The sequence below is a fragment of the Pseudomonas sp. AO-1 genome, from assembly GCF_019775695.1.
GTDB classification, from domain to species: Bacteria; Pseudomonadota; Gammaproteobacteria; order Pseudomonadales; family Pseudomonadaceae; genus Aquipseudomonas; species Aquipseudomonas parakoreensis.
Genome location: NZ_CP079947.1, coordinates 3,058,612 through 3,074,179 on the forward strand (window position 1 = coordinate 3,058,612; position 15,568 = coordinate 3,074,179).

The 15,568-nt window shown below is 61.3% G+C and carries 10 protein-coding genes; 5 read left to right on the forward strand and 5 right to left on the reverse strand.

The features are described 5' to 3' along the window. Positions 1-7: 7 nt before the first annotated feature. The 5 genes from KVQ82_RS14050 to KVQ82_RS14070 all read right to left on the reverse strand — a co-directional run bounded on the left by KVQ82_RS14050 (position 8) and on the right by KVQ82_RS14070 (position 5,363). Positions 8-958, reverse strand: coding sequence for a transporter (locus KVQ82_RS14050; RefSeq protein WP_222019201.1), 951 nt, complete (start codon positions 956-958; stop codon positions 8-10). A gap of 12 nt (positions 959-970) precedes the next feature. Continuing rightward, positions 971-2,374, reverse strand: a complete 1,404-nt coding sequence (locus tag KVQ82_RS14055) for a DUF1254 domain-containing protein (RefSeq protein ID WP_222019202.1) — start codon at positions 2,372-2,374, stop codon at positions 971-973. A gap of 13 nt (positions 2,375-2,387) precedes the next feature. Beyond that, positions 2,388-3,839 carry a DUF1254 domain-containing protein gene (locus KVQ82_RS14060; RefSeq protein WP_222019203.1) on the reverse strand — a complete coding sequence of 484 codons (1,452 nt, stop codon included), beginning with the start codon at positions 3,837-3,839 and terminating at the stop codon, positions 2,388-2,390. 10 nt (positions 3,840-3,849) lie between these two features. After that, a complete protein-coding gene (locus tag KVQ82_RS14065; RefSeq protein WP_222019204.1) occupies positions 3,850-4,641 on the reverse strand; it encodes a hypothetical protein in 792 nt (263 codons plus the stop codon). A 296-nt stretch (positions 4,642-4,937) separates the two neighbouring features. Then, on the reverse strand, positions 4,938-5,363 hold the full coding sequence (locus KVQ82_RS14070) for a YciI family protein (RefSeq protein WP_222019205.1): 426 nt from the start codon (positions 5,361-5,363) through the stop codon (positions 4,938-4,940). A gap of 348 nt (positions 5,364-5,711) precedes the next feature. Here KVQ82_RS14070 and tpx point away from each other — a divergent pair, with 348 nt between their 5' ends. From tpx to KVQ82_RS14095, 5 genes are all read left to right on the forward strand, one after another. Next, positions 5,712-6,212, forward strand: coding sequence for a thiol peroxidase (gene tpx / locus KVQ82_RS14075; RefSeq protein WP_041066982.1), 501 nt, complete (start codon positions 5,712-5,714; stop codon positions 6,210-6,212). A gap of 175 nt (positions 6,213-6,387) precedes the next feature. Next, the gene (locus KVQ82_RS14080) at positions 6,388-7,695 is read left to right on the forward strand and encodes an MdtA/MuxA family multidrug efflux RND transporter periplasmic adaptor subunit (protein WP_222019206.1); all 1,308 of its coding nucleotides are present in this window, start codon (positions 6,388-6,390) and stop codon (positions 7,693-7,695) included. Beyond that, positions 7,692-10,793, forward strand: coding sequence for an MdtB/MuxB family multidrug efflux RND transporter permease subunit (locus tag KVQ82_RS14085; RefSeq protein WP_041066988.1), 3,102 nt, complete (start codon positions 7,692-7,694; stop codon positions 10,791-10,793). Before KVQ82_RS14080 ends, KVQ82_RS14085 begins: the two co-directional genes overlap by 4 nt. A 136-nt stretch (positions 10,794-10,929) precedes the next feature. Further along, a complete protein-coding gene (locus KVQ82_RS14090; RefSeq protein ID WP_131670346.1) occupies positions 10,930-14,037 on the forward strand; it encodes an efflux RND transporter permease subunit in 3,108 nt (1,035 codons plus the stop codon). Next, a complete protein-coding gene (locus KVQ82_RS14095; RefSeq protein ID WP_131670347.1) occupies positions 14,034-15,494 on the forward strand; it encodes an efflux transporter outer membrane subunit in 1,461 nt (486 codons plus the stop codon). The genes KVQ82_RS14090 and KVQ82_RS14095 overlap by 4 nt, the downstream gene beginning before the upstream one ends. Positions 15,495-15,568 lie beyond the last annotated feature (74 nt).

Genomic DNA, 15,568 nt, shown 5'->3' on the forward strand with positions numbered 1-15,568 from the left:
GGCCGGTCTAGAAAAACGCCAGGGTCATGTTGACGGCAATGCCGTTGCCTTCGGGTCGATTCTTGGTGTCGAACTCCGGCACCCAGCGCGCACTGATGTTGGCTTGGGCATCGGCGAATTTGCCGCTCCAGGCGACCACCGGCCCGGCGCCGACGGAGCGGCCACGGAAGCCATTCAGGCTGTCGGCGGTCTGGCCCTTGTCGTCGGTGACTTGCTGGATATAACCGGCCGCGAGACCTGCGCTCCAGCCACTGCCGAAGCCGTGAGTCCACAAGGCATCGAGGGTGAAGATGTTGCCGTTGCGGTAATCGGTGGCGGTGTTTTCGGTGTAGAACTCCAGGCCACTGGACAGGGTGAACTCGCCCCCCTTGCCGTCCAGATGGGTGAAGGCCACGGTGGGCATGAACGTGTAATTGTTCTGCCCCGGGTTGGCCAGGCGATTGTCGTTGTAGGCGCCGGTCGGCACGTAGATCGGCAGGGACAACGCGATGTGATTCAGTTCGTCGAAGTGGTAGCCGGCGGCAATCGGGGTGACCAGCGCGTCGGCGAACTGGGTGCCGGAATCGCTGGTGCCGAGGGTGCGTCCGCGCGGGCCGGTGATCGCCGCGTCAATGTCGGTGTACTGCAGTGGAACACCGATTGCCGAGGCGAAGTTCCAGGGACCTTTGCCGGTGTCCCAGATGTGGGTCAGGTTGGTCATGGTGTAGGAGACTTTCATGTCGATCCCGGCACTGACTTCACCGGAAATCGGCGCACCGCGGCTGCCCTTGAGCGAGCCGTCGTACCAGATGCTGGTGACCGAGACCACCCAGCCCGGTTCGGGCGGGATGATCCCGGCGTTGGAAAACACCTGTTGCCCGGTGATCGGCCGGCCTACACCACCTTCGGCTGCATAGAGTTGAGGACTGCCGATCATGCACAGCGCCAGCAGCGGACGCACAACGTAAGGCTTGACCATCACTGGCTCCGTTTATTGTTTTGAGTTGACCGGGTCGAGCTGCGGCATCTTCCACTCGCCGCTGGCGACTTCCGGTTTCGGCAGGTACAGGCGCAACACGCCGTAGAACGGCCCGTTCGGTGCCGGCAGCCAGTTGGCCTGCTTGTCCTTGCCGGGATTGGCGTGCTGCACGTAAAGGGTCAATCCGCCGTCGGCATCGAGCGTCAAGTCGGGCAGCATGCGCGAGTTGATCAGGTAGCGATTGAGCGGGTTGGCCACCAGCAATTTGCTCTTGCCGTCATACAGGGTCAGCGACCAGAAGGCGTCGGCCGGGGGCAGGGCGCCCTTGGCGAAATGCAGGGTGTAGTCGTGTTTCGCTGCGTCGGCCGGCTGGCCGTCCTTATCGACGAAATAGCCTATGTAGTTCGCCTCTTCGGCAGAGTTGCCGAAGATGCCCATGTTGGCGCCGGCGTAGCGATACAGGTAATTGCCCTTGAGGTGATCGCGGGTGCCGAACAGGTCACCGCTGCTGATTTCGTGCGAGTCGACCTTGTCTTTCTTGAACGCGGCGAATTCGGCCTTGGCGTCATTGATGCCGTCTTCAAGGGCCTTGCGTTGTTCGGCGCTGAGCTTTTTCAGATCGAATGGCTGACCGGCGCCGATGCCGATTTTGGCGAAGCGCGCGAGCAGGTCTTTTTCGACATCCTGCGGCGGAGTGAAGGCGAGCATGAAGTTCAGGTAGCGGAACAGCTCCGGAGTTTCGCTCATGGTCGGCGTCGGTTTCGGCCAACTGATTTTCGGTGCCGGCGCCGGGGCTTTCTGTTTTACGTAGTGGCTCAGCGGTTCGACCGTGTAGCCTTTTTGGATCTGCTTGACCTTGCCCAGATCTTTTTCGTCGAACAGCTGCGTGCGGTACAGCGCGTAGGCGATGTTGCTTTCGCTGCGCACCAGGCGGTCGATGTTGATCGGTTGCTGACCCTGCCAGTCAGGCCCGGCGATCATGAAATGACCACCGTTATTGCCGGTGCTGCGGGTGCCCAGGTAAGCGAAGTTCTGCGTATAGGCGTCGATCAGTTGCACCGAGTAGTAACGGTGCTCTTCGATCGGCGGCAAGGTCAGGATCAATGGCTCGCTGCGCAGGTCCATCCAGACAAACGAGTAGGGCGTGTCGGCGTTCGGTGTGACGAACGCGGTGTCCTTGGCGGTGAAGGCCTTGGCGGTGTTGCCGATCTGGTTGAACGGTGCCTTGAAGTTCGGGCTCTTGCGGTCCACGGCCTGGGTGTACAGGGTCTTGTACATTTCCACTACCGGGAAGCCATACAAGTAGGCGTCCTTGGCGATGCCTCGGGCTTCTTCGGGGCTGGCGCTGAAATCGGCCCAGGCGCTGCTGCTCAGGGCGAGGGTCAGACCGGTCAGCCATAGATTACGTGTGTTCATGCGGCGTCCTTATTCATTGCACGACTGTGATGTCGTCGAGTTTCCAGCTCTTGTCGAAATAGGCTTCGGTCGGTGCGTACAGGCGGAAGTAGCTGAACCAGTGCTTGCCGGGCACGGTTTGCACCCAGTTGTTTTCGAAGCCTTTGGGCGCGCTCGGGCCGAAGTACAGGTCCACCGAGCCGTCGGCGTTTTTCTTCAGATCCTGGCGTGAGGACAGGTCGGCCTTGCGCTGCGGATTGTCGATCAGGCAACGGCTGTCGATGTCGTACACGGTCATCGACCAGAACTGCTTGGCCGGCGGGTTGGCGCCGACGTGCAGGCGGTAGGTCTTGCCGCCGTCGAGCCAGTCACCCTTGGCATCGGTGTAGGCGCCAAGGTAGGTCTGGCCGAGCCCCGGGGTTTTGGAGACCATGCCCTTGGTGTTAGTGACGGCCTCGTAGAACCAGGCGCTGCGTTCCCACAACTGGTCGTAATAGGCCACGCGTTGCGACGGTTCGGCGATGTTCAGCACCGTGTCCCAATGTCGGTCGGGCCAGTACTGCGCGTCAGGAAAGCGCTTGGCAAACGTGTTGGCCTTGGCGATCAGCTCACCGACCTGCGCGCCGGACTCCAGAGCCTGACGCTGCTGAGTGTTGGGGTTGAAGGGTTTATCCTTCTCGATGCCGAGACTGGCGAGCATCGCCATGTAGAAGCGGTCACGTTCATTGACCGGCTCTTTCTGGATGATCTGGTGCAGCCGCTGCCAGTAAGCGATGCCGCGTGGCTGGGTACCCGACCACTTTTTACCGTCAGGCGACAGCAGGCGGGTCTTGCTCGGCTCGGCACGTTTGGCGTACGGGTACATCTTGAATTTTTCTACCAGCGCCTTGCCCTTGGCCGGATCCGGATCCAGCACCCGGAAGCCCACGAGCACGTTCATGGTTTCCGATTTGGCCAGGTAATACTTGTCGGCGTCGGAGGGTGGTTCCGCGCCCGGTGGCAGCACCAGGTATTGGCCACCCTGGCCTTTGTCCGGGCCGGTCTGGCCCATGTCGATAATTGCCCGCTGCCAGAAATCGCCAATGCCGCCGGCGGTCGGTCCCGGTGGCAGTTCAATCACCAGCGGCCCGGTTTCGCTGAGGTCGACGAAGCCGAGAATGTACGGCGTGGTGGCGTTGGCGGTGATCACGCCGAGCTTGTCTTCGTAGCTGTTGAGCACCAGCAAGTCGCCGCTGCGCGCGCCGAGCTTGTCGCGAAATTCTTCCTGCCACTGCGCGTACGACACCAGTGGCAAGGCCCATAGGTAACTCTGGGTCGCCTGCTGGAAATCCAGCTCGGCATAGAGTTTGGCAATCGACTCATGGGCCGGCAGTTCGCCTTCCATGGCGATCTTGCCGATACGGGTGTCGAGCTCCTGAGCACCGACGCCGCAGCTGGCGAACAGGGTCATCAGGCTGAAACCGGCGGCGCGTAAAGCGATGTGCATGGCGATGTCCTTATTTTCCGAATGTCACGTTGATCCCGGCGAACAGGGTGAACTGCGGCACACCGTCGCCTTTACGCTCGACGGTCCACTGCGGTTCGAGGAAGGCGTTGAGAATGTTGCTGCCGGACTTCCAGACCTTGCCTGCACCCAAGCCGATCGGGATGTAGTGAGTGTTGTTCTTCAGGTCGAACGTCCAGGTGCCGGTAGAGCGCAGGTACCAGCCCTTGTTGAGGTTATGAATGATGAACGGCTGCAGGGTTGCGGTTTCGACATGCGCGCGGTCGTGGTCGCCGGCAAACGAGCTCTGGTACTGCACCAGCGCACCGAGCAAGCCGCGCGGCGACGAATCGATCGCTACCGCCGCGAGGCCGGCCTGCCATTTGCCCGTGCCCAATTCATCTTCGGCAGCGGTCGGTGCGGTGATTTGCGGGCCGATGCCCAACTGCACGCCGTCGGTCTTGAGCAGGAAGATGTCGAACAGATTGAGATCGCCGATGCCGGTGCCGTAGCCGCCGTGCGGATCGGGTCGGGTGCTGATCGGCATCGTTGCGCGCAGCAGTTGCGGTACGCCGATGAAATCGTTGGGCGCAATCGGCAAAGTGCCGCGCAGCAGAGCGTCGTTGGTGTGCAGGTTGCTGTCGAACAGCTTCGGCGTGTAGTAATCCTGCAGGTTGGCGCCGGGCGCCAGGTTCAGCGGGTTGTTGCTTTTGTTGGCCTCTTCGGCGTTATTCGCCAAGGCACAAACTGCAGGCGCCAGCGAACTCGCCAGCAGCAAGGCGTGAATCCCCAATTTTTTTGACATGGTCCCCGTTTCCCTGGTGGCTACTGCATGGACGTCCCGGCGCCTCTCGGCCGTTGGACGTATTTCCTTTTTTATCAAGCCTGTAGGACACGTCTGAATGACGCTAGCAGCTAATCGGGAGTTAGCCAGTCGAAGGGATTAATTCTTTGGTTTTGTCTACAGAGTCACACTAAAGGTGGGCGCTAAATTTTTACGACCCTGTAGGAGCTGCCGCAGGCTGCGATCTTTTGACTTTGATTTTTTAAAAGCCAGATCAAAAGATCGCAGCCTGCGGCAGCTCCTACAGGGGGCGGGGATTACAGATTTTTCTTGGCTTGCTCGCGAACGCGTTCTTCCTGCGCCCGTGCTTCAGGCGTGAACTCGGCACCGAAATCCTCGGCGGAGAAGATCTGGCGGATCTCGATGTCAGAGTCGCCGGGCATCGGGTTCGGGCAGCGCTTGACCCACTCGATAGCTTCTTCTTTCGACTTCACTTCCCAGATCCAGTACCCGGCCACCAACTCCTTGGTCTCGATAAAGGGGCCATCGATGACGGTGCGCTTGTCGCCGGAGAAATGCACGCGGGTGCCTTTGCTGCTCGGGTGCAGGCCATTGCCGTCGATGAGAACGCCGGCCTTGACCAGTTCTTCGTTGAAGTTGCCCATGGCAGTGATCAGCTCTTCACTGGGCATGATGCCGGCTTCGGAGTCGGCGCTGGCTTTGACAAGGATCATGAATCGCATGGTGGTTTCTCCAGGGAATGGGGGGATTCATGGTTTAGTCGAATGGGCCGCGCATGAATCGACAGGTGTCTGAATAAAAGACGCAAAGCTGCGCTTTAACAAACGCAATCCGACACGCTGCACTGCCAAGGTAGGAGCTGCCGCAGGCTGCGATCTTTTGATCTTGTCGTTAAAAACCAACATCAAAAGATCGCAGCCTGCGGCAGCTCCTACAGGAGAGGTGGGTTGTATACAATTTTTTGCGCGGCCCCCTGACAATTTTCTGTCAGGGCATAGGTCGTCGGACAATTTCGTGGTTAACTTCGGCCTCTTGCATGCTCAATCACCACGTTAAGAAGGACTAAAGTCATGGCTCAAGTCACCCTCAAAGGCAACCCGGTTCAAGTCAACGGCCAGTTGCCACAAGCCGGTTCCAAGGCGCCAGCCTTTTCCCTGGTTGCCGGCAATCTGTCCGACGTTACCCTGAAAGACTTTGCCGGCAAGCGCAAAGTGCTGAACATCTTCCCAAGCGTCGACACCCCGACCTGCGCGACTTCGGTACGCAAGTTCAACGCTCAGGCCAACGAACTGAACAACACCGTGGTGCTGTGCATTTCGGCTGACCTGCCATTCGCCCAGGCCCGTTTCTGCGGCGCCGAAGGCCTGGAAAACGTGCAGAACCTGTCGACCCTGCGCGGTGCCGAGTTCATCGAAAACTACGGCGTAGCCATCGCTGACGGCCCGCTCAAAGGCCTGACCGCCCGTGCCGTGGTGGTGCTGGACGAGAACGACAACGTGCTGCACAGCGAACTGGTCAAGGAAATCGCTGAAGAGCCGAACTACGACGCAGCACTCGCCGTACTCAAATAAGCGCTTTTACAATTGTTAACGGCCTGGCCCTGTCCAGGCCGTTTTCATTTGTGTATCAGTGTTTTGCCTCACACCTTGAAACGTAAGTTGAAGGTAAATTGCCGGTAAAGCTGCTTTGCTTAAATCCCATCAGTGCTTATCGTTCAGCCTCCCGTAAAAGAAGCCCACGCGCCCAATGGTTAATCAATCCATGCAATCGTCCCCTCGCAACGCCCGTCGCTGGCTGATCAGCCTGCTCGTCCTGTTGGTCATCGCCGCCCTGTGCTGGAAATTCTGGCCCGCCGGTTCGACCCAGAAGGAGGGCGCCGACAAGGCGGCGACCGGGCATGCCGGACGTTCGGGGATGATGCGGCCAGGTTTCGGCGGTGCGGCCGGGCCGATTCCGGCGCGGGTGGCCCCGGCGGTCACCGGTGACTTCCCGCTGTATTACAAGGCACTGGGCACGGTGACTGCACTCAACACCATCAACGTGCGCAGCCGGGTCGGCGGCGAGCTGGTGAAGATCAATTTCGAAGAAGGGCAGATGGTCAAGGCCGGCGACTTGCTGGCAGAGATCGATCCGCGTCCGTACCAGAACGCCTTGCTCCAGGCTGAAGGCACCTTGCTGCAGAACCAGGCGCAGTTGAAAAATGCGCAGGTCGACGTCGAGCGTTATCGCGGCCTGTACAAGGAAGACAGCATCGCCAAGCAAACCCTGGACACCGCCGAAGCACTGGTCGGCCAGTACCTGGGCACGGTCAAGACCAATCAGGCGGCGGTCAACGACGCCAAGCTCAATCTCGAATTCACCAAGATCCGCGCACCGATTGCCGGTCGCGTCGGTCTGCGTCAGGTCGACGTCGGCAACCTCGTTGCGGCCAACGACACCACGTTCCTTGCAGTGATTACTCAGACCCAGCCGATCAGCGTGGTCTTCACCCTGCCGGAAAACAGCCTCGAAACCGTATTGGCCCGCTACCACAGCGGCGCCAGGCTGCCGGCCGAGGCATGGGATCGCGGCGATACCAAAATCCAGGCCAGCGGCGTGCTGCAAAGTCTCGACAACCAGATCGACGTCGCCACCGGCACCCTGAAATTCAAGGCCCGTTACGATAACCGCGACCAATCACTTTTCCCCAATCAGTTCGTCAACGTTCATTTGTTGGCCGACACCCTCAAAGGCGTGGTGCTGGCACCGTCGGCCGCGATTCAGTTCGGCACCAACGGCACCTTCGTCTACGCGCTGGACGGCGACAAGAAAGTCACCATCCGCCAACTGAAAATCGGCGCCAGTGACGGCACCAACACCGTGGTCACCGAAGGCCTCGCCGCGGGCGATCGCGTGGTGCTGGAAGGTACCGACCGCCTGAAGGAAGGCAGTGAAGTGGAGGTGGTCAACGACAGTAATGACGTGCCGACCACCCCGACCGGCCACCTGCAGGGCAAACCCGCCGCCAGTGCACCGGACGCTGCTGCGGCTGACAAGGCCAAGAAGGGCGCATGAACATTTCGCGGCTGTTCATCCTCCGTCCTGTAGCTACCACCCTGAGCATGCTGGCCATTGTTCTGGCCGGCCTGATTGCCTATCGCTTGCTGCCAGTCTCGGCGTTGCCGCAGGTCGATTACCCGACCATTCGCGTCATGACCCTGTACCCCGGCGCCAGTCCCGACGTGATGACCAGCGCCGTGACCGCGCCGCTCGAACGCCAGTTCGGGCAGATGCCGGGCCTGACGCAAATGGCCTCGACCAGTTCCGGCGGCGCGTCGGTGCTGACCCTGCGTTTCAGCCTCGACATCAACATGGACGTCGCCGAACAGCAGGTGCAGGCCGCGATCAACGCCGCGACCAACCTGCTGCCGACCGACTTGCCGGCACCGCCGGTGTACAACAAGGTCAACCCGGCGGACACCCCGGTGCTGACCCTGGCGATCACCTCGAAGACCATGCTGCTGCCCAAGCTCAATGACCTGGTCGACACGCGCATGGCGCAGAAGATCGCCCAGATCAGCGGCGTCGGCATGGTCAGTATTGCCGGCGGTCAGCGTCAGGCGGTGCGGATCAAGGTCAACCCGGAAGCATTGGCGGCGAACAGCCTGAACCTGGAAGACGTGCGCACCCTGATCGGTGCGTCCAACGTCAACCAGCCCAAAGGTAACTTCGACGGCCCGACCCGGGTCTCGATGCTCGATGCCAACGACCAGCTGACGTCGCCCAAGGACTACGCCAACCTGATCCTCGCCTACAAGAACGGCGCGCCGCTGCGTCTGAAGGATGTGGCGGAAATCGTCGACGGTGCGGAGAACGAACGTCTCGCCGCGTGGGCCAACCAGAATCAGGCCGTGCTGCTGAACATCCAGCGTCAGCCGGGCGCCAACGTGATCGAGGTGGTCGACCGGATCAAGGCCTTGCTGCCGAGCATCACCGACAACCTGCCGGCTGGCCTCGACGTCACCGTGCTCACCGACCGCACCCAGACCATCCGCGCCTCGGTCACCGACGTGCAGCACGAACTGCTGATCGCCATCGCGTTGGTGGTAATGGTGACGTTCCTCTTTCTGCGGCGCGCCAGCGCGACGATCATTCCGTCAGTGGCGGTGCCGCTGTCGCTGATCGGTACGTTTGGCGTGATGTACCTCGCCGGCTTCTCGGTCAACAACCTGACCTTGATGGCGCTGACCATCGCGACCGGTTTCGTGGTCGACGATGCGATCGTGATGCTGGAAAACATCGCGCGCTTCATCGAGGAGGGCGACAGCCCGATGCAGGCGGCACTCAAAGGCGCCAAGCAGATCGGTTTCACCCTGATTTCCCTGACCCTGTCGCTGATCGCGGTACTGATTCCGTTGTTGTTCATGGCTGACGTGGTCGGGCGGCTGTTCCGCGAGTTCGCCATCACCCTGGCGGTGGCGATCCTGATTTCGCTGGTGGTTTCGCTGACGTTGACGCCGATGATGTGCGCACGCCTGCTCAAGCGAGAGCCAGAAGCCCACGAGCAGGGCCGTTTCTACCGGGCCAGCGGCGGCTTCATCGACTGGATGATCGCCGCCTACGGGCGCAAGTTGCAGTGGGTGCTCAAACACCAGCCGCTGACCCTGTTGGTGGCCATCGGAACGCTGGCACTGACCGTGTTCCTGTACATGGTAGTGCCCAAGGGCTTCTTCCCGGTGCAGGATACCGGGGTGATCCAGGGTATATCCGAAGCACCGCAGTCGATTTCCTTCGCGGCCATGGGCGAGCGTCAGCAGGCGCTGGCCAAGGTGATTCTTGAAGATCCGGCGGTGGAAAGTCTGTCGTCCTACATCGGTGTCGACGGCGACAACGCCACGCTCAACAGCGGTCGTCTGCTGATCAACCTCAAGCCTCACGGCCAGCGTGACCTGAGCGCCACCGAGGTGATCGCGCGCCTGCAGCCGCAACTGGACAAACTGGTTGGCATCCGTCTGTTCATGCAACCGGTGCAGGATTTGACCATTGAGGATCGGGTCAGCCGTACCCAGTACCAGTTCAGCATGTCCTCACCGGACGCCGAATTGCTCAGCCAGTGGAGCGGGCGTCTGGTCGAAGCCTTGGCGCAGCAACCGGAATTGACCGACGTTGCCAGCGACTTGCAGGACAAAGGCTTGCAAGTCTATCTGGTGATCGACCGTGACGCGGCTTCACGCCTCGGCGTTTCGGTGCAGAACATCACCGATGCGCTGTACGACGCCTTCGGCCAGCGGCAGATCTCGACCATTTACACCCAGGCCAGCCAGTACCGCGTGGTGCTGCAGGCACAGGCCGGGGAGAAAATCGGGCCGGCGGCGCTGGACCAGATTCACGTCAAGACCACTGACGGTGCGCAGGTGCGCCTGTCGAGTCTGGCCCATGTCGAGGAGCGTCAGGCGCAACTGGCGATCACCCACATCGGCCAGTTCCCGGCGGTGATGATGTCGTTCAACCTGGCGCCCGGCGTGGCGCTGGGGCATGCGGTGGACATCATCGAACAGGTGCAGAAGGACATCGGCATGCCGATTGGCGTGCAGACCCAGTTCCAGGGCGCGGCCGAGGCATTCCAGGCCTCGCTGTCGAGCACCTTGCTGCTGATTCTGGCGGCGGTGGTGACCATGTACATCGTACTCGGCGTGCTTTACGAAAGTTACATTCACCCGATCACCATCCTGTCGACCCTGCCGTCGGCGGCGGTCGGCGCCTTGCTGGCGTTGCTGCTCAGCGGCAATGACCTGGGCATGATCGCGATCATCGGCATCATCCTGCTGATCGGCATCGTCAAGAAGAACGCGATCATGATGATCGACTTCGCCCTCGACGCCGAACGCACCCAGGGCATGGCGCCGGAACAGGCGATCTATCAGGCGGCGCTGCTGCGCTTCCGGCCGATTCTGATGACGACGCTGGCGGCGCTGTTCGGCGCCGTGCCGTTGATGCTCGCCACCGGTTCCGGGGCTGAACTGCGTCAGCCATTGGGTCTGGTGATGGTCGGCGGTCTGCTGGTGAGTCAGGTGCTGACGCTGTTCACCACGCCGGTGATCTACCTGTACTTCGATCGCCTCGGTCGGCGCTTTGGCAAGACCAATGCCGACCGTGATGAGGTGGTGGTATGAATTTGCAGCACCAAATGACCTGTGGGAGCGAGCTTGCTCGCGAAAGCGGTAAGTCAGTCACTGACGATGTTGGATGTGCCGGCCTCTTCGCGAGCAAGCTCGCTCCCACAGGGGTTGGTGGTTGGAGCTGGCCTGAATGAACCTCTCCGGTCCTTTCATCAAGCGCCCGGTCGCGACCATGCTCCTGAGCCTGGCGATCATGTTGCTGGGCGGTGTCAGTTTCGGTCTGTTGCCGGTATCGCCGCTGCCGCAAATGGATTTCCCGGTGATCGTGGTCCAGGCCAGTCTGCCCGGTGCCAGTCCCGAAGTGATGGCGTCCACGGTGGCGACGCCGCTGGAGCGCTCGTTCGGCGCGATTGCCGGCGTCAACACCATGAGCAGCCGTTCCAGCCAGGGGTCGACCCGGGTCATTCTGCAATTTGACCTTGACCGCGACATCAACGGCGCAGCGCGCGAGGTGCAGGCAGCCATCAACGCTTCGCGCAACCTGTTGCCGAGCGGGATGCGCAGCATGCCGACCTACAAGAAGGTCAACCCGTCGCAGGCGCCGATCATGGTGCTGTCGCTGACCTCGGATGTGTTGGAAAAAGGCCAGCTCTACGACTTGGCCTCGACCATCCTGTCGCAGAGCCTGTCCCAGGTGCAGGGCGTGGGTGAGGTGCAGATCGGTGGCAGTTCGCTGCCGGCGGTGCGCATCGAACTCGAACCGCAGGCGCTCAACCAGTACGGCGTGGCGCTCGACGATGTGCGCAAGACCATCGCCGCGGCCAACGTGCGCCGGCCCAAGGGCTCGGTCGAAGACGGCGAGCGCCTGTGGCAGATCCAGGCCAACGACCAGTTGGAGAAAGCCAAGGATTACGAGTCGCTGATCATCCATTACAAGGACGGCGCGGCCCTGCGTCTGAAGGACGTGGCCAAGGTCAGCGACGGCGTCGAAGACCGTTACAACAGCGGTTTCTTCAACGATGACGCGGCGGTGTTGCTGGTGATCAACCGCCAGGCCGGCGCCAACATCATCGAGACGGTCAACGAGATCAAGGCGCAGTTGCCGGCCTTGCAAGCGGTGCTGCCGGCCAGCGTGAAGCTGAATCTGGCGATGGACCGCTCGCCGGTGATCAAGGCCACCCTCCACGAAGCGGAAATGACCTTGCTGATCGCTGTGGCGCTGGTGATTCTGGTGGTGTTCCTGTTCCTGGGTAACTTCCGCGCCTCGCTGATTCCGACGCTGGCGGTGCCGGTGTCGCTGGTCGGCACGTTCGCGGTGATGTACCTCTACGGTTTTTCGCTGAATAACCTGTCGCTGATGGCGTTGATTCTGGCCACCGGGCTGGTGGTGGACGATGCCATCGTGGTGCTGGAAAACATTTCCCGGCACATCGACGAAGGCGTCAAACCGATGAAGGCCGCGTACCTCGGGGCCAAGGAAGTCGGTTTTACCTTGTTGTCGATGAACGTGTCGCTGGTGGCGGTGTTCCTGTCGATCCTGTTCATGGGCGGCATTGTCGAGAGCCTGTTCCGCGAGTTTTCCATCACCCTGGCGGCGGCGATCGTGGTGTCGCTGGTGGTCTCGCTGACGTTGACGCCGATGCTCTGCGCGCGCTGGCTCAAACCGCATACGCCGGGCCAGGAAAACCGCCTGCAACGCTGGAGCCGCAAGACCAACGACTGGATGGTCGGCAAATATGCGACCAGCCTCGACTGGGTGTTGCGCCATCGGCGTCTGACCTTGCTCAGCCTCATCATCACGGTCGGGGTCAACGTCGCGCTGTACGTGGTGGTGCCGAAGACGTTCATGCCGCAGCAGGACACCGGCCAGTTGATCGGTTTCGTGCGGGGTGACGACGGTCTGTCGTTCAGCGTGATGCAGCCGAAAATGGAAACCTTCCGCCGCGCCGTGCTCAAGGACGAAGCGGTGGAGAGCGTGGCCGGGTTCATCGGTGGCACCAACGGCACCAACAACGCGTTCATGCTGGTGCGCCTGAAACCGATCAAGGAACGCAACCTGTCGGCGCAGAAAGTCATCGAACGCCTGCGCAAGGAGATGCCCAAGGTCCCCGGCGCCCAGTTGATGCTGATGGCGGATCAGGACCTGCAGTTCGGCGGCGGCCGCGAACAGACCACCTCGCAATACAGCTACATCCTGCAAAGCGGAGACCTGGGCGCCCTGCGCGAGTGGTACCCGAAAGTGGTGACCGCGCTGCGCGCACTGCCGGAGCTGACTGCGATTGATGCCCGCGAAGGACGCGGTGCGCAGCAGGTAACGCTGATCGTCGACCGCGATCAGGCCAAGCGCCTCGGGGTCGACATGAACATGGTCACGGCGGTGCTGAACAACGCCTACAGCCAGCGGCAGATTTCGACCATCTACGACAGCCTCAACCAGTATCAGGTGGTGATGGAGGTCAATCAGAAGTACGCGCAGGATCCGGTCACCCTCAATCAGGTGCAGGTGATTACCGCTGACGGTGCGCGGATTCCGTTGTCGACCATTGCCCATTACGAAAACAGCCTGGAGGACGACCGCGTCAGCCACGAAGGCCAGTTCGCCTCCGAAAGCATTGCCTTCGACATGGCCGAAGGGGTGACTGTGGAGCAGGGCAGTGCCGCCATCGAGCGGGCGATTGCCAAGGTCGGTCTGCCGGAAGACGTGATTGCGAAAATGGCCGGCACCGCTGATGCGTTTGCCGCGACCCAGAAAAGTCAGCCGTTCATGATCCTCGGTGCGCTGCTGGCGGTGTATCTGGTGCTCGGTGTGCTGTATGAAAGCTACATTCACCCGCTGACGATCCTCTCGACCTTGCCGTCGGCCGGGGTCGGCGCGTTGCTCTCGATCTACGCGCTGGGCGGCGAGTTCAGCCTGATTTCACTGCTCGGATTGTTCCTGCTGATCGGGGTGGTGAAGAAAAACGCCATTCTGATGATCGACCTGGCGCTGCAACTGGAACGCCATCAGGGCCTGTCGCCGCTGGAGTCGATCCGCAGCGCCTGCCTGCAACGGCTGCGGCCGATTCTGATGACGACCCTGGCGGCCATTCTCGGTGCCTTGCCGCTGTTGCTCAGCCGTGCGGAAGGCGCGGAAATGCGCCAGCCCCTGGGTCTGACCATCATCGGCGGCCTGATCTTCAGTCAGGTCCTGACCCTTTACACCACGCCCGTGGTGTACCTCTATCTCGACAAGCTGCGCCACCGCTTCAACAAGTGGCGTGGCGTGCGTACTGACGCTGCTCTGGAAACTCCGCTATGACCGACCGTTCGCTTCTCAATCTGGCCACTGCGCGCGGTTCGCGCCTGTTGAGCCTGTCGCTGTGCGTGGCGATGCTCAGCGCCTGCGCCGTCGGCCCGGACTATCAGCGCCCGCAGACTGCCGAGGTTGCACAGTACAAAGAGGCCGAGGGCTGGCGCCAGGCCAATCCGAGTGACGCGCTGGCGCGCGGTGCCTGGTGGGAGCTGTATGGCGATCAGCAGCTCAATGGCCTGATCGAGAAACTCAACAGCTCCAACCAGACCGTGGCGCAATCCGAAGCGCAGTACCGTCAGGCCCAGGCCTTGGTGCGCAGTGCCCGTGGGGCGTTTTACCCCAATGTCGACCTGAGCGTGGGCAAGACCCGCTCCAGTCAGGGCACCGGCAGCAGCAGTTCGAGCCTGAGCAGTTCTTCCAGCGGGATTCGCGATACCTACAATGCGCAGTTGGGCGTGAGTTGGGAAGCGGATATCTGGGGCAAATTGCGCCGAGGCCTGGAGGCCAACGAGGCCAGCGCCCAGGCGAGCTTCGCCGATCTGGCCGCGATGCGCCTGAGCCAGCAGTCGGAGCTGGTGCAGAATTACTTGCAACTGCGGGTGATCGATCAACAGAAACGCTTGCTTGAAGCCACGGTCGCGGCCTACGAAAAATCGTTGCAAATGACCCAGAACCAGTACCGCGCCGGGATCTCCGGGCGCGATGCGGTGGCGCAGGCACAGACCCAGTTGAAAACCACCCAGGCCGATCTGGTGGACCTGATCTGGCAACGGGCGCAATTCGAAAATGCAATCGCCGTACTGACCGGACAGGCGCCGGCCGAGTTCAGCATCGCCGAGACCCAGAACATCCCGAACCTGCCGCAGATTCCTCTGAGCCTGCCGTCGCAGCTACTGGAACGGCGCCCGGACATTGCCTCGGCGGAGCGCTCGGTGATCGCTGCCAACGCCAATATCGGTGTGGCCAAAGCCGCGTATTACCCGGATCTGACGTTGAGCATGAGCGGCGGCTACAGCAGCAGTACCTCGAAAAATCTTTTGACCATACCCAACCGTTTCTGGTCGGTCGGGCCGAAACTGGACTTGCCGATCTTCGACGGTGGCATCCGTTCGGCCGAGGTTGACCGTACCGAGGCGGTGTACGACCAGACCGTCGCCAAGTACCGCCAGACGGTGCTCGACGGCTTCCGTGAAGTGGAAAACTATCTGGTGCAACTGAAAGTGTATGAAGACGAGGCGGCGGTGCGTCAGGAAGCACTGGATGCGGCGCGCGACTCGCTGCGCCTGACCCAGAACCAGTACAAGGCCGGGTTGATTGCCTACATCGATGTGGTTGTGGTGCAAGCCACGGCGCTGAGCAACGAGCGCACTGTGCTCAATATCCTGCAGAATCGCCTGATTGCCAGCGTGCAATTGATTGCCGCGCTGGGGGGCGGGTGGGACGGTCAACTGGCCACCGAATAAATCGTGTAGGAGCTGTGGCACGCTGCGATCTTTTGATCTTAAAAAACAAGGTCAAAAGATCGCAGCGTGCCGCA